We start from the raw sequence: 16978 nt of genomic DNA on the forward strand, positions 1-16978 counted from the left end.
AATGAATCAGCCAATGGATGAAGCACTAAACGAATGAGGGAGCTACGGATGCAAAAGGCGGCAATCATCGGCTGCGGCGACGTGTCGATCGTTCACTTTGACGCGCTTGCCGGGATGGACGACGCCGAACTGGTGGCTGTCTGTGACACGGATCCTGAGCGCCGCGCCGCGGCGCAGGCGGCTCACGGGGTCCCGGCGTTCGAGGACTACCGCGACATGCTGGAGGCGGCCGTCCCGGACGTCGTGCACATCACCACCCCGCACCACGAGCATGCTGGGATCGCCATCGACTGCCTGCGCCGCGGCATCCACGTGGTGCTCGAAAAACCCCTGGCGCACACTCTGGCCGAGGGCGAGCGGCTGCTGGCCGCTGCCGCGGATAGCACGGCCCGGATTGGCCTGTGCTTCCAAAACCGCTACAACGCCCCGGTGCAGGAAATGCGGCGGCTGCTGGATTCGGGCGAGCTGGGCAACGTGCTGGGGGCCTCGGCCACGGTCATGTGGCACCGCGACGCCGACTACTACCTCAGTCGGCCCTGGCGCGGAAGCTGGGGCGGTGGCGGGGGAGGCCTCATGATGAACCAGGCCATCCACACCGTTGACCTGCTGCAATGGCTGGTGGGGGACATCGTGTCGCTCTCCGGCAGCGCCTCAACCCGCGCGCTGGCGGAAGCCATCGAGGTGGAGGACACGGCGGAGTTCGCGGCCCTCCACAGCAACGGCGCGCGCAGTGTCTTCTACGCCACCCTCGCCAACACGGTCAACGCGCCCGTCACCCTGGACATCAGCACCGAAAAGGCAGCACTGAGCCTGCGCGGTGACCTGACGGTCACGTACGACGACGGGCGCAGCGAGATGGTGCGCGAACGCGCCATCGGCTCGGGCGGGCGCTCCTACTGGGGTGTCTCGCATGCCTTGCTGATCGCGGACTTCTATGCCGGGCTGGCGCAACCGGGCCCGTTCTGGATTAACGCCGCCGAAGGGGCCAAGTCGCTGCGGATCGTGAAGGAACTGTACCGGCAGTCCTATCCCGGCTCCGAGGCCAAAGTCTCCTAAGCGGAGGACTCCCGGAGTGCCCCCGGCGCGTGCCGCGGGCTCCTACCAAGAGTCGCCGGTCTACAAGAGTGCCGGAGCGCCCCGGCGTACCCCTGAGTGGCGCCATGCCGCCGTCGTGCTGCGCCTTCAAACGCGTCGCAAGGCAACAAAGCAGAAACTTCATGACAACCGATTGCCAGATATGGCAACCCAACGTACGCTGAACCCACAAGCGGCACTGTGGTCCAGGCCACAGCGCCGCTGCAAGCGTCCGGTGAAACGGACCTCGTCAAGCGATAGGAGCCAACAATGAAGTTCGGTCCCAAGGCAGCAGCCGCTGCCCTCATCCTCAGCGCGTCCCTCGCGCTCACAGCCTGTGGCGGCGGTGCTGCAGCCGGTGGCGCGGCCGCCGGCACCCCCGCCACGTCCCTGACGCTGGGTACCATCCAGGACGTCCGCTCCTGGGATCCCGCCCAGGCGCACGTGGGCCACCTTCTCCAGCCGTACCAGGCGGTCTATGACACCCTGATCCTGCGGGAACCGGACGGAAAGCTCAGCCCCATGCTGGCGACGGACTGGAAATACAACGCGACCAACACCAAACTGACGGTGGACCTGCGCACGGACGTCACCTTCAGCGACGGCGCCAAGTTCGACGCCGAGGCGGCCAAAGCCAACATTGACCACTTCAAGACGGCCAACGGCCCGCAGATGGCGCAGCTGTCCTCCGTTCAGGATGTGACGGTTGTGGACGCCGACACCATTGACATCAACCTCACTACCCCGGACCCGGCCCTGGAATACTTCCTCAGCCAGGCCGCCGGCCTGATGGGCAGCCCCAAGGCGCTCGGCACCGAGGGCATCAAGACCGAACCCGTCGGCTCCGGCCCCTACGTGATGGACAAGGCCGCCTCCGTCAAGGATTCCCAGACGGTCTTCACGGCACGCAAGGATTACTGGAACAAGGATCTGCAGAAGTACTCCAAGCTGACCTTCAAGATCCTGACCGATCTCACCGCCCGCACCAACGCCCTGGTCTCCGGCCAGGTGGACGCCACCCTCCTGGACCCCAAGACCGGCAAGCAGGCCGAGGGCGCCAAGATGCAGCTGGCCGCCAACGAGGTTGACTGGCAGGGGCTGCTCCTGATGGACCGTGACGGTGCCAAGAACCCGGCGCTGAAGGACGTCAGGGTCCGCCAGGCCATCAACTACGCCTTCGACCGCAAGACCATCCTGGACCAGGTCATGCTGGGACAGGGCACGCCGACCTCGCAGCCGTTTGGCAAGGCCAGCGGGGCCTGGACCCCGGAGCTGGAGAACTACTACACCTACGATCCCGCCAAGGCCAAGCAGCTCCTGAAGGACGCCGGCTACGAAAACGGCGTCACCCTGGAAGTCCCAAGCGTCCCCGGGTTCGAAACCCAGATTTCCGTCGTCCAGCAGCAGCTGGCAGACGTGGGCATCACCCTCAAGGTGGGCGCCGCGCTGACCAACACCTTCACGTCCGATGTGGCTTCCCAGAAGTTCACCACCATGTACTTCTCGCTCTTCCAGGGTGAGCCGACGGTTGCCATCAACCAGATCGTCTCCACCAAGGCGCTCTACAACCCGTTCAAGAACGCGACGCCGGAACTCGACGCCAAGATTGGCGCCGTGCGCAACGGCGGCGCCGATGCCGGCAAGCTGGCCCAGGACGTCAACAAGTATGTGGTGGAGCAGGCCTGGTTCGCGCCGCTGTTCCGGGTCAACCAGATGTACTACCACAACGCCAAGGTGAACGTGACCCCGCAGATCCAGCAGGCCGTTCCGTCCATCTACAACTACTCACCCGCCAAGTAGGACGCCATGATCAGGTTCATTGCGAAAAGGCTGGGCAGCGGGCTGGTGGTGCTGGTTGTTGTCTCGGCGCTCACCTTCTTCCTGCTATACATCTCCAGCGGGAGTATCGCTAGGAACATCCTGGGCGACCAGGCCACCGCTGAGCAGGTGGCGATGAAAGAACACGAGCTCGGACTGGACCAGCCCCTGGTGGCCCGCTACCTCGCTTGGGTGGTCGATGCCTTGAGCGGAAACCTCGGAGCCTCCTGGTTCAGCTCGGAACCGGTGGCCAACTCCCTGGCCAGCCGGATCCCGGTGACCATGACCATGGTCTTCGCCGCAATGATCCTGATCGCAATCTGCGCCGCCCTCATTGGCGTCCTTGCTGCCGTCAAGCGCGGCTGGGTGGACCGGGTGGTCCAGGTTGGCGCCATCATCGGCGACTCCGTTCCGGGGTTCGTGATCGGCGTCATCCTGGTCACCCTCCTGGCCATCCAGCTGGGCCTCTTCCCGGCCACCAGCACCATCTCGCCGGACTCCGGACCCGACGCGTGGGTCTATTCCATGGCGCTTCCAGTGATCGCCTTGCTGATCAACGGCGTCACCGGAGGCGCGCAGCAGATCCGGAGCGCCGTCATCAAACAACTCGAGCGGGACTACGTCCGCACCCTGCGCAGCCGGGGCATCAGCGAACGCGAGATTCTCTTCAAGCACGTCCTGCGCAGTGCCGCCCCCGCCGGACTCACCGTGCTGAGCCTCCAGCTGATCGGCATGCTGGGCGGCGTCGTGATCATTGAGCAGATCTTCGCCCTGCCCGGCATGGGCCCGCTGGCGGTCGCCGCCACCGGCCAGTCGGATCTTCCGGTGGTGATGGGCGTCGTGATGTACACGGTGGTGGTCGTGATCGTGGTGAACCTGCTGGTGGACATTCTCAATGGCTGGCTCAACCCGAAGGTGCGTGTGTCATGAGCGATTCTTTAGAAACTGTGGCTGCCGCCGCCCCGGTACCGGCCGCCTCGCCGGTTCAGACAGGCGCAGGTCAGACAGGCGCAGGTCAGACAGGCGCAGGTCAGAAAGGCGCAGGTCAGACCGGCGCAGGTCACAGCGGCCCAGGTCAGAGCGGCGCAGTCGTCCGCTCCACCGTCATTCGCCGCCTGTTCAGGAACCCGCTGGGGATCGCTGCAATCGCGATCCTGACGGTGATCGCGGTTCTGGCCATCCTGGCGCCGGTCCTGGCGCCCTTTGACCAGAACTACGCCAATATTGCCAAGACCCTCGCCGCTCCGGACTCCGTGAACATCCTCGGAACGGACAGCGCCGGGCGCGATGTCTGGAGCAGGCTTCTGTTTGGCGCGCAGCTGACGCTGCTTTCCGCCCTGCTCTGCGCGGGCGTGGCCATTGCCATCGGCCTGCCGGCCGGCCTGATCGCCGGCTACTACGCCGGGAAGTTCGAGGCGGCCTCCAACTGGGTGGTCGGCATCCTCATGAGCCTTCCCGGCCTCATCGTCCTACTGACCATCCGGGCGGCCTTCGGCCCCTCGGTGTGGATGTCCATGATCGCCTTCGGCGTCCTGATCAGCCCCTCCTATTTCCGGCTGACCCGCACGGCCGTCCAGTCGGTGCGCAACGAGCTCTATGTTGACGCCGCACGGGTCTCCGGGCTGTCCGACCTCAGCATCATCGCCCGCCACATCTTCTCCGTGGTCCGGGCCCCCATCATCATCCAGACCGCGGCGATTGCCGGCGTGGCCATTGCCATCCAGTCCGGCCTGGAGTTCCTGGGCCTGGGCGACCCCACCAGGGCAACCTGGGGCGTCATGCTCTCCGAGGGCTTCAAGAACGTCTACCTGAACCCGACCCTGCTCTTCTGGCCGGCACTGGCCATGGCGCTGACCATCGGCGGGCTGGTCCTGCTCGGCAACGCCCTCCGCGACGCCCTGGAAGACGGCGAGAAGGTCAAACACCGCAAAAAGAAGGTCGCGCTGGAAGGCACGACGGCGGCACCCGCCGGCGCGCGGCCGTCCCGGAAGCCGGTGGCCGCCGTCGTCGCCGGAACCGAGCACCACCTGGTCAAGGTGACCAATCTCGGCGTCGGGTATCCCCAGGCAGACGGTTCCATCAAGAAAGTCGTTGACGACGTCTCCTTCCACGTGGACCGCGGCGAGATTCTGGGCATTGTGGGCGAATCGGGCTCGGGCAAGTCCCAGACCGCCTTCTCCATCCTGGGGCTGCTGCCGGACAACGCCCGCATTGTGGGCGGCTCCATCCAGTTCGACGGCAACTACACCGTTGCCCCGGGCGATGAACGGGTCAGTCAGGAGCGGCTGTCCAAGCTGCGCGGCAAACGGATTTCCTACATTCCGCAGGAGCCCATGAGCAACCTGGACCCTGCCTTCACCATCGGCTACCAGCTGGTGACGCCCATGGTGCGCGTCCTCGGGATCTCCAAGGCCGAGGCCAGGAAACGGGCCCTGAAACTGCTCACGGACGTCGGCATCGCCAACCCGGACCGGACCTTCAGCGCCTACCCGCACGAAGTCTCGGGCGGCATGGCCCAGCGCGTGCTGATCGCCGGAGCTATCAGCTGCGAACCGGACCTCGTGATCGCCGATGAGCCCACCACGGCCCTGGATGTCACGGTGCAGGCGGACGTCCTGGACCTGCTGCGCGAACTCCAGCAGCGCCTGAACATCGGCGTCATCCTGGTGACCCACAACTTCGGTGTGGTGGCGGACCTCTGCGACCGTGTGGCCGTCATGCAGAACGGCCGGCTCGTGGAGGAAGGATCCGTCCGCGACATCCTCCGCAATCCGCAGGAACCCTATACACAAACGCTTCTGGCGTCGATGCTCGAAGGCAAGGAACCCATGTCCACGCTCGTTTCCACCCTGCAGAAGGAGCCCGTCGCATGAGCACCATGGAAAGTGCGCCGCTGCTCACCGTGGACCAACTGGTGGTGGAGTACCCCAGCAAGAAGTTCCGGGCCAAGCCCTTCCGCGCCCTGACGGACATCAACATCTCCATCGGCCGGGGCGAAACCCTGGGACTGGTGGGGGAGTCCGGGTCCGGCAAGACCACCCTGGGCCGCGCCATCCTGGGGCTGGCCCCGGTGACCGCCGGGAAGATCAGCTTCGAAGGCAAGGACATCAGCCACTCCACCCGCAAGGACCGGCGGGTCCTGAGCCGGGAGCTACAGGTGGTCTTCCAGGATCCGTACACCTCGCTGAACCCCGCACTGGAAATCGGCGACATCCTCGCCGAACCACTGGGCGTGCAGGGCATGGAAGCCGCGCCGGCCAAGAAGCGCGTGAAGGAACTCCTGGACCAGGTGGGGCTGCCGTCCGATGCCATCAACCGGCTGCCGCGCGAATTCAGCGGCGGGCAGCGCCAGCGCGTCGCGATCGCCCGGGCCCTGGCACTCTCGCCGAAGCTGATTGTCTGCGACGAGCCCGTCAGCGCGCTGGACCTCTCCACCCAGGCCCGGGTGCTGGACCTGTTCCTGCAGATCCAGAAGGACACCGGCGTCTCCTACCTCTTCGTCTCGCACGACCTCGACGTCGTGCGGCACATCAGCCACCGCGTCGCCGTGATGTACCGCGGTGAGATCGTCGAACAAGGCCCGGCCGGCGTCGTCACGACCGACCCCGACCACCCCTACACCCAGCGGCTGCTGCTCGCGTCCCCGGTCCCGGACCCGGACCGCCAGGAACAGCGCCGCGCGGACCGGCACCGCCTCCTCGAAACGCAGCGGATGCAGCACGAACAAGCGGGCGTCCCCGCCTGAGGGGCCGCTTCAGGCAAAGACCACGGCAAACGGATACAACGGCAAACGAACACAACGGCCGGATTCTCCTCGAGGATCCGGCAGGCAACGGAGGAACAGGCATGAAAACAACAGCCAGAATTGGCGTGCAGGCGATGATGCTGAAGGACAGCTTTGCCGAACTCGGGGCGTTCGAGACGCTCCGGAAGGTCAATGCAATCGGCTACAACGCCGTCGAGGTCTCCCAGATCCCCATGACGCCGGAGAACGTGGCGGAACTGGACCGCGCGCAGACCGAGCTCGGCATGGACGTGGCCGCCCTCTCGGTGGCCATGGAAACCCCCAAGGGCATGCCCGCCGATTCCCTGAAGGACCACTTCGACAAGATTGTCGAGGACGCACAGCGTCTTGACGCCAAGCTCCTGCGGATCGGCATGCTGCCGTTCCCGGCCATGACGTCGATCGACGCCGTGGTGGACTTCGCCAAGCAGGCCAACGAATACGCCGAGCGACTGGCCGGGCACGGGATCGGCCTGTATTACCACAACCACCACATCGAGTTCGCGAAGTTTGACGGCACCTACATGCTGGACATCATCGCCGCCACCTCACCGGCCATGGGCCTGGAAATCGATGTCCACTGGGTCCAGCGCGGCGGCCTCGACCCGGTCCGCACCTTGGAAAAGTACGCCGGCCGCACGGCCATGGTCCACCTGAAGGATTACCGGATCGGCCAGCTGCCCGAGCGTGCCTTCGGCTTCCTGGAAACCGGAGACTTCAAGGGCTTCATGGCCGATTTCAAGGACGTGGTCCAGTTCGCCGAAGTGGGCGAGGGCAACCTGGACTTCCCCGCCATCATCCCGGCCGCGCAGGCCGCCGGCGCCCGTTACCTGCTCGTGGAGCAGGACGAACTCTATGGGCGCACCGTCTGGGACGCGCTGCAGACCTCCTACGACAACCTCGTGGCCATGGGCCACTCGAACCTTTTCTAGATTAGGGAGAACCCCCACATGGGTAAGCAAGTACGCCTCGGCATTATCGGCCTGGGCCAGCAGGGCGGCATGTACGCCAAGTTCATCGCGGACGGACTGGTCCCGAACATGGTGATCGGCGCCATCTGCGACACTGATCCGGCGAAGAAGGAACGTGCTTCAGCAACATACCCGGACGTTCCGTTCTACGAGGACTACATCGCCATGCTGGACAGCGGCGATGTGGACGCCGTCGTCACGTGCGTGCCGCACTTCCTGCACCCGGAGATGGGCATCGAGACCCTCAAGCGCGACATCCATGCCCTCGTGGAGAAGCCCGCCGGCGTCTACACCAAGCAGGTCAAGGAGCTCAACGAGTTTGCCGCCGGCAAGCCGGAACTGTCCTTCGCGATCATGTTCAACCAGCGCAACAACCCGCTGTACCAGAAGCTCAAGGAAATCGTCGACAACGGCGAAATCGGCGCGATCCGCCGAACCAACTGGATCATCACCAACTGGTGGCGGCCGCAGGGCTACTACAACTCAAGCGAATGGCGGGCAACCTGGGGCGGCGAAGGCGGCGGCGTGCTGGTCAACCAGGCACCGCACCAGCTGGATCTGTGGCAGTGGATCTGTGGCGTGCCGAAGTCTGTGTACTCCAAGGTTGCCTACGGCTTCCGCCGTGACATCGCCGTCGAGGACGAAGTGACCGCAGTGGTGGACTACGGCAACGGCGCCACCGGCGTCTTCGTCACGGCAACACACGACCTCGTGGGCACCGACCGCTTCGAAATCCTGGGCGACCAGGGCAAGATCGTGGTCGAAAACTCCAAAACGGCCACCGTGACCCGCCTGCACAAGCCGGAGCGCGAACTCAGCGACGGCATGGACATGGATGACGTCCGGAAGCTCTTCATGGGCGAGCTGAACCCTGAGGCGTACTACAGCACCGAGGTCATCGAGTTCGAGTCCGTCTGGGGCGCCCAGCACGCGGGTGTCCTGGAAAACTTCGCCGCCAACATCCTGGACGGCACCCCGCTACTGGCGCCGGGCTCGGACGGCATCAAGGGTGTCCGGCTGGCCAACGCCATCCACCTCTCCAGCTGGACGGGCCGCGAAGTCGGCCTGGACTTCGACGAGGACGAGTTCCTCACTGAGCTCAACAAGCGGATCGCCGGGGAAGGGAAGTTCCCCGAGCGCGTCTAGTGCACCCAGCCGGACTGACTCGCAGCAGGGGCCGTTATGCGGGCTCAAAACGGCCCCTGCTGCCAGCTACTTGGGTCCGGTTTCATCGGTAGGATGGGGCGGTGACTGAACCCGCGAAGCCCGACGTTGCCGCAACACCAGCACCGGTCAAGAAGCATGCCCGCGACGGGAAATCCAGCGCCACCATCTACGACATCGCCAGGGTCGCCGGGGTCAACCCGTCCACGGTCTCGCGGGCCCTCAGCAAGCCGGGACGGGTCAGCGCCAAGACGCAGAAACTCATCGAGGACGCCGCGGCCGAGCTCAACTACCACGTGAACCCCTTCGCGCGTGCCCTGCCCACGGGGCGGACCAGCACGTTCGGCCTGATCGTCGCCGACATCACGAACCCCACGTTCTTCGACATCATCCGCGGCGCCGGGGCCACTGCCACCGCCCGCGACTACACCCTGGTCCTCGCGGATTCGGCCGAGTCCGCTGCCACCGAACTGACCACCGCCCGGCGGATGATGCCCACCGTGGACGGACTTATCCTCGCCAGCCCGCGGATGGACGACGACGACATCCGCGCGCTCGCCCGCGACAAGCCCGTGGTGGTCATCAACCGCGAGGTCGACGGCGTGCCGTCCGTCGTCCCGGACGTCAACAAGGGGATCAGCGAGGCCGTCCGCAGCCTGGCCGCGAACGGGCACAAGAAAGTCGCCTACGTGGCCGGCCCGTCCCAGTCCTGGATGTCCGCGCGGCGCTGGGACGGAGTCCGCTCCGCCTGTGAATGGTCCCGGCTGGAAGCCGTGCGGCTCGAATCCAGCAAGCCAACGGTCGACGGCGGCCGGCAGGCCGCGCGCGAGGTCCTGGCCAGCGGCGCGACGGCGGTGCTGACGTACAACGACCTTCTGGCCATCGGCCTGATGCAGGAACTCCAGGCCGCCGGCCTCATGGTCCCGGACCAGATCAGCATCGTGGGCTTTGACGACATCTTCGGGGCGGATTTCACCACCCCGCCCCTGACCACCGTGCGGTCCCCGCTGGGCGAATGCGGGTCCGGCGCGGCAACGATCCTCCTGGACCGCCTCGCCGGCGCCGGCGGGGAACCCCCCGAGACGCTGCGGGTGGAAACCGAGCTCGTGCTGCGCGGTTCCAGCGGCAGGCTGATCGCGGCCAAGTAGGCGCCGCAGCCTCGCAGTCCGCGGCCCTTTCTGCATTCCGCTGCACTTTTGGAAATCCGCGGCCGGGATCCCGGCCGCGGACGTCCGTTTCCGCCGCGGGGATCCGTACTAGGCGCGGAAAACGCCCCATGGAATCTTTTGGCAATTTTTGGCAACCGGTTGACAAGCGCCGAGTGCGAGACGACCATTGAGCTATGTCACAGTCGATTTCTGCCCACCCAGACCGGCTCCTGCCCGCGGATCCCGGAACGCGAAGCATCGCCCGCGATCTCCTGGGCCGGGTCCAGGACCTTCCGATCATCTCCCCGCACGGACACGTCGATGCCGCCGTGCTCGAGCAGAACACACCCTTCCCCGATCCGGCGGCGTTGCTGGTCAGCCCGGACCACTACGTCACCCGCCTGATCCACGCCAGCGGCGTGCCGCTCGAACAGCTGCGCGCGCAGGCCGGCGCCCAGGCAGACCCGTCCGCGGCGGCGCCGGAATCGCGCGCCGTGTGGCGTGCGTTCTGCGAGGCCTGGCCGCTCTTCGAGGGCACCGCCTCGGGCTACTGGCTCCGCGATCAGTTCCACAGCGTTTTTGGCCTGGACCGCGAGATCAGCGCCGCCACCGCCGATGCCTCCTACGACGCCATCTCCGCCCGGCTCCGGGAAGCGGATTTCCGCCCCCGCCAGCTGTTCAAGGACTTCAACATCGAGGTCCTGGCCACCACGGACGATCCCCTGGATGACCTGGCGGCCCACAAGGCCCTGGCCGGGGATGCCACCTTCCACGGCCGCGTGCTCCCGACCTTCCGGCCCGACGCCTACCTGAACCCGGCCAACCCCGGCTGGGGCGGCAACGTTGAACGCCTCATCGCGGCAGCGGGCGACGGCGGCAGCGGCTTTGCCGGCTACCTCACCGGCCTCGAGAACCGGCGTCGTTACTTTGTGGAGCACGGCGCTGTGTCGGCCGACCACGGCGTGCGCACCCCGCGCACCCTCAAGCTGGACGCCGCAGACGCGGAACGGCTCTTCGAGCGGGCCCGCTCCGGCGAAGCCACCGCCGCCGAGCGCGAAGACTTTGAAGCCCACATGATGTACCAGATGGCCCGGATGTCCGTGGAGGACGGCCTGGTCATGACCATCCACCCGGGGTCCTTCCGCAACCACCACACGGAGACCTTCAACAAGTACGGCGCGGACACCGGGCACGACATCCCCTTCGCGATCGACTACACCGAGTCCATCCGGCCCGTGCTGCAGGACTTCGGCAACAGCAAGGACTTCCACCTGGTGCTCTTCACCATGGACGAGACGGTCTATTCGCGCGAACTAGCCCCCCTGGCCGGGTTCTACCCCTCGGTGTACCTCGGCGCGCCCTGGTGGTTCCTGGACGCACCGGACGCCATGCTGCGGTTCCGGTCCGCCGTGACCGAAACGGCAGGGTTCTCCCGGTCCTCGGGGTTCATCGACGATACCCGCGCCTTCTGCTCCATCCCCGCCCGGCACAATGCTTCCCGCCGGATCGAGGCCTCCTTCCTGGCCCGCCTCGTGGCGGAACACCGGATCAGCGAGGACCGCGCCCACGACATCATCGTCGACCTCGTCGACGGCGCCCCGCGAAGGGTTTTCAAGCTATGACCACGACAGAAAATGCCGGCGCCGCTGGCCCCGCCGGGTTGGCGCATCCGGCGGCCGCGGCCGCGGCGGCTACGGGGGAAGCGGCGGCAGACCTGCCGCGGCTGAACCGCAGCCTTCGTCCCGCGGCCAAAGCTCCGGTGCGGATCGTGCACCTGGGCCTCGGCGCCTTCCACCGCTCACACCAGGCGTGGTACACACACCGGGCCGGCGACGCCGCGGAATGGGGGATCGCCTCCTTCACCGGCCGGCGCCCGGACGCGGCCCTGGCGCTGGCGGAGCAGGACGGCCTGTTCACGCTCGTGGAGCGCGGCGACGCGGCGGATTCCTTCGAAGTGATCGGCAGCATTGTTGCCGCCGTGGACGGGGCCGACGTCGGCCGGCTCGCCGAACTCGTGTCCGCACCCGCCACCGCCATCATCACCCTGACCATCACCGAGGCCGCCTACCGGCTTGGCGCCGACGGCCGGCTGGACCTCCGGGCCCCCGACGTCGAGGCGGACCTTGTCGTGCTCGCGCGGGGGACCGGCAGCCCCGCGACGCCGCTGGGCCGGCTGGTCTTCGCCCTGGCCGGCCGCCGCGCCGCCGGGGCCGGACCCCTGGCCGTGGTCTGCTGCGACAACCTCGCCAGCAACGGCACCGTAGCCAGCCGGGCCGTCACCGGCCTGGCTGCCGGGTGGGACGCCGGGCTCGCCGCCTGGATCGAGGCCAACGTCAGCTTTGTCAGCACCTCGGTCGACCGGATCACGCCGCGGACCACGGAGGCCGACATCGCCGCCGTCGAGACCGCCTGCGGCTACCGGGACACCTCGCCCGTGGTGGCCGAGCCGTTCCGCAACTGGGTCCTCAGCGGCGACTTCCCCGCCGGGCGCCCGCGCTGGCAGGACGCCGGCGCCGTGTTCGTGGATGACATTGAGCCGTATGAAAACCGCAAGCTCTGGCTCCTCAATGGCGCGCATTCGCTGCTGGCCTACGCCGGGCAGCTGCGCGGCCACGCCACCGTGGCCGAGGCCCTGCAGGACGAGCTGTGCCGGCAGGCCGTGGAACGGTTCTGGGACGAGGCCGAAGCCAACCTGCACGGCCCCGACCTGCAGATTCCCGCGTACCGCGCTGCGTTGCTGGAGCGCTTCGGCAACGCCCGGATCGCTCATCACCTGGCCCAGATCGCGATGGACGGAAGCACCAAGCTGCGCATGCGCGCGGTTCCCGTGCTGCTGGCCGAGCGTGCCCGGGGCCGTTCCGGCGCGGCGGCGGCCCGCATGATCGCCGCCTGGATGGATTTCAGCGCCTCGGCGGCCCAGTTCCAGGACCCGCTCGCGGCGGAGGTGGCTGCGGCCAACGCGCTTGGCGGCGCGGAGAGCACCCGTGCCCTGCTCGCGCTGCTGTTCCCGGAGCTCGTGGACACTGCCGCACCCGCCGGCGGTCCCGTCGCCGAGCTCGTCGAGAACCTCCGGGGAACCTTTTCCGGGCCGGCTGTCCCGGAGTAAGAGGACCTTCTGCAGGCACTGCTGCCCGGGCGCCGGCCCTCACCGGTTCCCGGGCAGTGCTGTGCCGGACGCGGGGCGGACCGGGTCTGCGAGAAATTTATGGCAACCGCTTGCCAAAAGATTGCCAAGTGACTAGGATTACATCCAGACGAAGAGGCCACCGGGTGGCAACCGGCACGGCCGGCCGCACCGGAAGGCTCGCCCCGCAACGACGCGTAAGGATTCCCCACGATGCTCAAGCCCCAGGCCAGTGAAACCCGCGAGATCGTCAATCTCGACGGCCTGTACCGCTTCAAGGTGGACTTTGACCGCTCCGGCCACCGGGACGAATGGTTCCAGGCGCCGCTGGACTCGGACCTGGAAATGGGTGTCCCGGCCAGCTACAACGACGTCTTCCCGGACAAAGCCATCAGGGATCACGTCGGCTACGTCTGGTACCAGCGGGACGTGCGCGTGCCGCGCGGCTGGGCCGGGGAACGCATCCACGTCCGTCTGGACTCCGCAACGCACGAGGGCATGGTGTGGGTCGATGACACCCTGGTGGCCCAGCATACCGGCGGCTACATGCCGTTCAGCGCCGACATCACCGGGCACGTGACGCCCGGGCAGGTCTTCCGCCTCACCATCTCCGTCAACAACGAGCTCACCCAGGCCACGATCCCGCCGGGCACCATCACCGTCACCGAGGACGGCCGCCGCCAGCAGAGCTACCTCCACGACTTCTACAACTACGCCGGACTGCACCGCAGCGTCTGGCTGTTCAGCACCCCCGCGGTGAGGCTGGATGACATCACGGTGGTCACCGGCTTCGAGGGATCGGCCGGCAGCGTCGAGTACTCCATCGCCACCGCCGGCGGAACCGGCAGTGAAACGGTCACCGTTTCCCTCCGGGACGCCGACGGCGCAGAGGTTGCCCGCGCCGACGGCGCCCGCGGCACCCTGACGATCGCCGACGTCCTGCTCTGGAAGCCCGGCGCCGCCTACCTCTACAGCCTCACCGCCGAAATCCGCGACGGCGACCGGCTGCTGGACAGCTACACCCTGCCGGTCGGGGTCCGCACCGTGGAAGTCCGCGGCAAGGAATTCCTCATCAACGGCGAACCCTTCTACTTCACCGGCTTCGGTATGCACGAGGACCACGTGGCCATCGGCAAGGGCCACAGCAACGCCCAGATGGTCAACGACTTCCAACTCCTGGACTGGGTGGGCGCCAACTCCTTCCGGACCTCGCACTACCCCTACGCCGAGGAAGTCATGGAGTTCGCGGACCGGCACGGGATCGTGGTGATCGACGAAACCGCCGCCGTCGGGCTGCATCTGGGCTTCGGCGCCGTCTTCGGCGGCATTGCCAAGAAGACCTACGTCGAGGGCGGTGTGGACGCCAACACCGCCGCCAACCACCGGCAGGCGATTTCCGAGCTCGTCGCCCGCGACAAGAACCACCCGTCCGTGGTCATCTGGTCGATCGCCAACGAACCCAATGGCTCGGAAGAGGGCGCCCGCGAATACTTCGCGCCCCTCGCGGAACTGACCCGCCGGCTGGACCCCACCCGGCCGGTCGGCTACGTCAACGTCATGTTCGACACCCCGGACAAGGAACTGCTCGGGGACCTGTTCGACGTCATCCTGCTCAACCGCTACTACGGCTGGTACCTCAACAACGGCGACCTCGAAACAGCCGAGCGGTCCCTCGAGAAGGAACTGCGCGAGTGGGACGCCAAGTACGGCAAGCCCATGATCATGACGGAGTACGGACCGGACACCATGCCCGGTTTCCACTCGATCTATGAGCAGCCCTGGAGCGAGGAATACCAGTCCGCGTTCCTGGCCATGTACCACCGGGTCTTCGACCGCGTGGACGCCATGGTGGGCGAGCAGGTCTGGAACTTCGCGGACTTCCAGACCTCCAACGGCATCATGCGCGTGGACGGCAACAAGAAGGGCGTCTTCACCCGGGACAGGCGGCCCAAGCCCGCCGCCTATGCCCTGCGCCAGCGGTGGACGGCACTGGCCGGCACCAAGAACACCACTTCCGAGGCGTAGGCCTTACCGCACATTTTTCGCCGGACCCCAGGTCCGGCAACGGGTAAAGGAGCCCATTCATGAAAAAGCTGAGCAAGCTCAGCATCGTCGGCTATGGCGCCGGCGATGCTGCCAACAACCTCGCATTCACCACCGCCACGATGTTCCTCCTCGTGTACTACACGGACGTCGCAGGGATTTCGGCCGCGGCCGCCGGCACCCTGCTGCTGGTTGTGCGGATCTTCGATGCCTTCGCCGACGTCTTCGCAGGCCGCGTGGTGGACCGGACCTACAGCAAACGGTTCGGCAAGTTCCGCCCGTTCATCATGTTCGGCTCCATCCCGCTGCTGCTGCTGAGCGTGGCGACCTTCTCCATCCCCGCGCTCGGCGAATCCGGCACCCTGCTCTACGCATACGTCACCTACGCGGCCCTGGGCCTGGCCTACAGCCTGGTCAACATTCCCTACGGTTCGCTGGCCGGCGCCATGACGCAGGACCCCGCCGAGCGCGCCAAGCTGGGCTCGGCCCGGATGGTCGGCGGGATGCTGGTCGGCTCCGCCCTGGGCATCTTCGTGGCCCCTTTGATCAAGCCGGGCGCCAACCTGCAGGTAACGTTCACCACGATCACCCTGATCTTCGTCGTCATCGGTGCAGCCCTGTACTTATTCACCGTCCTGACCACCAAGGAGCGCGTCCACCGTGCCGTCCCCAACGTCACGTTAAAACAGAGCATGGACACGCTCAAGGGCAACCGGCCGCTGCTGATGCTGTGCCTGAGCTCCTTCTTCTTCCTGACCGGATACCTGGCCCTCACCTCGGTCCAGCTGTACTACCTCCGTGATGTCCTGGGCCGGCTGGACCTGTACCCCGCGCTCTCCATCATCCAACTCGTCCTCACCTTCGTGCTGGCCGGGTTCATGCCCAAGCTGGTGCGGAACCTCGGCAAGAAGCGCGTCTACATGTTCTCGTCGCTGGTCACAGTCATTGGGGGCGCCATCGTCTTCTTCGCCCCGGCAAGCCAGGTTTGGATCGGTTTCAGCGGCCTGGTCATCAGCCTCGTGGGCGTCCTCTCGGTCAACATCGTGGTGTGGGCCCTCGAAGCCGACACCGTCGAATACGGCGAATGGAAGACCGGCGTCCGGACCGAGGGCATCACCTACGCCTTGTTCTCCTTCACCCGCAAGACCGGCCAGGCCGTCGGGGGAGCGCTCGCGGCCTATGCCCTGGCCCTTGGTGGTTACAAGTCCGGCGCCGTCCAGACCCCCGACGCCGTCTTCGGCATCCAGCTGGCGGCCGGCGCGCTGCCTGCCATCATGACCATCCTGGCCGTGCTCGTGATGGCCAAGTACACGCTCACCGACACCATGCACGCCCGGATCCTCAGCGAAATCCAGGTCCGCCGCACCGCCGGCGCCGGCAGCGCCGGCGGAAACGCCGTCGGAACCTCCCGGAACGACGCCGACGGCACTGTTTCCGCCGAGGCCGCACCGCTGGCACCCAGCAACTAAGCCACCCCACCACCCAGATAAGGACCTGTTGTGAAAATCATTGCCGCTGAAGTCTTCGTGACCAGCCCCTCCCGGAACTTCGTGACCTTGCGGATCACCACGGAGGACGGCGTGACCGGCATCGGCGACGCGACGCTCAACGGCCGCGAGCTTGCCGTGGCCGCGTACCTGAAGGAGCACGTCGCGCAGCTGCTGATCGGCAAGGATCCGCACCGGATCGAGGACACCTGGCAGTTCCTGTACCGGAGTTCCTACTGGCGCCGCGGGCCGGTCACCATGGCCGCGATCGCCGCCGTCGACATGGCCTTGTGGGACATCAAGGGCAAGCTGGCCGGGATGCCGGTCTACCAGCTCCTGGGCGGGGCGTCCCGGAACGGGCTGCG

13 protein-coding genes and 1 pseudogene are annotated in these 16978 nt (G+C 66.7%); 13 read left to right on the plus strand and 1 reads right to left on the minus strand.

Annotated features, from left to right (window positions below; all coding sequences use genetic code 11):
- The first annotated feature begins 48 nt into the window (after positions 1 to 48).
- The 3 genes from BLR03_RS05590 to BLR03_RS05600 all read left to right on the plus strand — a co-directional run bounded on the left by BLR03_RS05590 (position 49) and on the right by BLR03_RS05600 (position 3822).
- Positions 49 to 1056 (plus strand): Gfo/Idh/MocA family protein, encoded by a 1008-nt coding sequence (locus BLR03_RS05590; protein WP_091250543.1) that lies wholly within the window; start codon positions 49 to 51, stop codon positions 1054 to 1056.
- A gap of 288 nt (positions 1057 to 1344) precedes the next feature.
- Positions 1345 to 2874 carry an ABC transporter substrate-binding protein gene (locus BLR03_RS05595; RefSeq protein ID WP_091250546.1) on the plus strand — a complete coding sequence of 510 codons (1530 nt, stop codon included), beginning with the start codon at positions 1345 to 1347 and terminating at the stop codon, positions 2872 to 2874.
- Positions 2875 to 2880: 6 nt separating this feature from the next.
- Positions 2881 to 3822, plus strand: coding sequence for an ABC transporter permease (locus tag BLR03_RS05600; protein ID WP_091250549.1), 942 nt, complete (start codon positions 2881 to 2883; stop codon positions 3820 to 3822).
- On the opposite strand, the gene BLR03_RS25270 is transcribed toward BLR03_RS05600, so the two are convergent.
- Positions 3817 to 3981 (minus strand): pentapeptide repeat-containing protein, encoded by a 165-nt coding sequence (locus BLR03_RS25270; RefSeq protein ID WP_139184466.1) that lies wholly within the window; start codon positions 3979 to 3981, stop codon positions 3817 to 3819. The genes BLR03_RS05600 and BLR03_RS25270 overlap by 6 nt on opposite strands.
- A 17-nt stretch (positions 3982 to 3998) precedes the next feature.
- Between BLR03_RS25270 and BLR03_RS05605 the strand changes: the two genes are divergently transcribed.
- The 10 genes and pseudogenes from BLR03_RS05605 to BLR03_RS05650 form a co-directional block, all read left to right on the plus strand.
- The gene (locus tag BLR03_RS05605; RefSeq protein WP_091250617.1) at positions 3999 to 5765 is read left to right on the plus strand and encodes a dipeptide/oligopeptide/nickel ABC transporter permease/ATP-binding protein; all 1767 of its coding nucleotides are present in this window, start codon (positions 3999 to 4001) and stop codon (positions 5763 to 5765) included.
- Positions 5762 to 6637, plus strand: coding sequence for an ATP-binding cassette domain-containing protein (locus BLR03_RS05610; protein ID WP_091250552.1), 876 nt, complete (start codon positions 5762 to 5764; stop codon positions 6635 to 6637). The genes BLR03_RS05605 and BLR03_RS05610 overlap by 4 nt, the downstream gene beginning before the upstream one ends.
- A gap of 101 nt (positions 6638 to 6738) precedes the next feature.
- The gene (locus BLR03_RS05615; RefSeq protein WP_254788182.1) at positions 6739 to 7608 is read left to right on the plus strand and encodes a sugar phosphate isomerase/epimerase family protein; all 870 of its coding nucleotides are present in this window, start codon (positions 6739 to 6741) and stop codon (positions 7606 to 7608) included.
- Positions 7609 to 7626: 18 nt separating this feature from the next.
- Complete coding sequence (locus BLR03_RS05620; protein WP_091250556.1) at positions 7627 to 8793, plus strand: Gfo/Idh/MocA family protein; 1167 nt, start codon at positions 7627 to 7629, stop codon at positions 8791 to 8793.
- 101 nt (positions 8794 to 8894) lie between these two features.
- Positions 8895 to 9959 carry a LacI family DNA-binding transcriptional regulator gene (locus tag BLR03_RS05625; RefSeq protein ID WP_091250559.1) on the plus strand — a complete coding sequence of 355 codons (1065 nt, stop codon included), beginning with the start codon at positions 8895 to 8897 and terminating at the stop codon, positions 9957 to 9959.
- Positions 9960 to 10153: 194 nt separating this feature from the next.
- Positions 10154 to 11581 carry a glucuronate isomerase gene (uxaC, locus tag BLR03_RS05630; protein WP_091250562.1) on the plus strand — a complete coding sequence of 476 codons (1428 nt, stop codon included), beginning with the start codon at positions 10154 to 10156 and terminating at the stop codon, positions 11579 to 11581.
- Positions 11578 to 13065: a mannitol dehydrogenase family protein gene (locus BLR03_RS05635; protein WP_091250564.1), complete on the plus strand. Its 1488-nt coding sequence runs from the start codon at positions 11578 to 11580 to the stop codon at positions 13063 to 13065. The genes uxaC and BLR03_RS05635 overlap by 4 nt, the downstream gene beginning before the upstream one ends.
- A gap of 231 nt (positions 13066 to 13296) precedes the next feature.
- Entirely contained in the window at positions 13297 to 15108 is a 1812-nt protein-coding gene (gene uidA, locus BLR03_RS05640; RefSeq protein WP_091250567.1) for a beta-glucuronidase, read from the plus strand.
- Between the two features lie 59 nt (positions 15109 to 15167).
- Positions 15168 to 16595: a glucuronide transporter gene (uidB, locus tag BLR03_RS05645; protein WP_091250571.1), complete on the plus strand. Its 1428-nt coding sequence runs from the start codon at positions 15168 to 15170 to the stop codon at positions 16593 to 16595.
- Positions 16596 to 16625: 30 nt separating this feature from the next.
- Positions 16626 to 16978, plus strand: a pseudogene (locus BLR03_RS05650) (bifunctional D-altronate/D-mannonate dehydratase); the annotation flags it as partial.

This window comes from Arthrobacter sp. ok909, from assembly GCF_900104405.1.
Taxonomy (GTDB): domain Bacteria; phylum Actinomycetota; class Actinomycetes; order Actinomycetales; family Micrococcaceae; genus Arthrobacter; species Arthrobacter humicola.

Excerpts from the sequence above, each read along its gene's own strand:
- BLR03_RS05620 (WP_091250556.1), top strand. The coding sequence starts at position 7,627 with ATGGGTAAGCAAGTACGCCTCGGCATTATCGGCCTGGGCCAGCAGGGC.
- BLR03_RS05590 (WP_091250543.1), top strand. The coding sequence starts at position 49 with ATGCAAAAGGCGGCAATCATCGGCTGCGGCGACGTGTCGATCGTTCAC.
- uidA (WP_091250567.1), top strand. The coding sequence starts at position 13,297 with ATGCTCAAGCCCCAGGCCAGTGAAACCCGCGAGATCGTCAATCTCGAC.
- BLR03_RS05635 (WP_091250564.1), top strand. The coding sequence starts at position 11,578 with ATGACCACGACAGAAAATGCCGGCGCCGCTGGCCCCGCCGGGTTGGCG.
- BLR03_RS05615 (WP_254788182.1), top strand. The coding sequence starts at position 6,739 with ATGAAAACAACAGCCAGAATTGGCGTGCAGGCGATGATGCTGAAGGAC.
- BLR03_RS05600 (WP_091250549.1), top strand. The coding sequence starts at position 2,881 with ATGATCAGGTTCATTGCGAAAAGGCTGGGCAGCGGGCTGGTGGTGCTG.
- uidB (WP_091250571.1), top strand. The coding sequence starts at position 15,168 with ATGAAAAAGCTGAGCAAGCTCAGCATCGTCGGCTATGGCGCCGGCGAT.
- uxaC (WP_091250562.1), top strand. The coding sequence starts at position 10,154 with ATGTCACAGTCGATTTCTGCCCACCCAGACCGGCTCCTGCCCGCGGAT.
- BLR03_RS05610 (WP_091250552.1), top strand. The coding sequence starts at position 5,762 with ATGAGCACCATGGAAAGTGCGCCGCTGCTCACCGTGGACCAACTGGTG.
- BLR03_RS05595 (WP_091250546.1), top strand. The coding sequence starts at position 1,345 with ATGAAGTTCGGTCCCAAGGCAGCAGCCGCTGCCCTCATCCTCAGCGCG.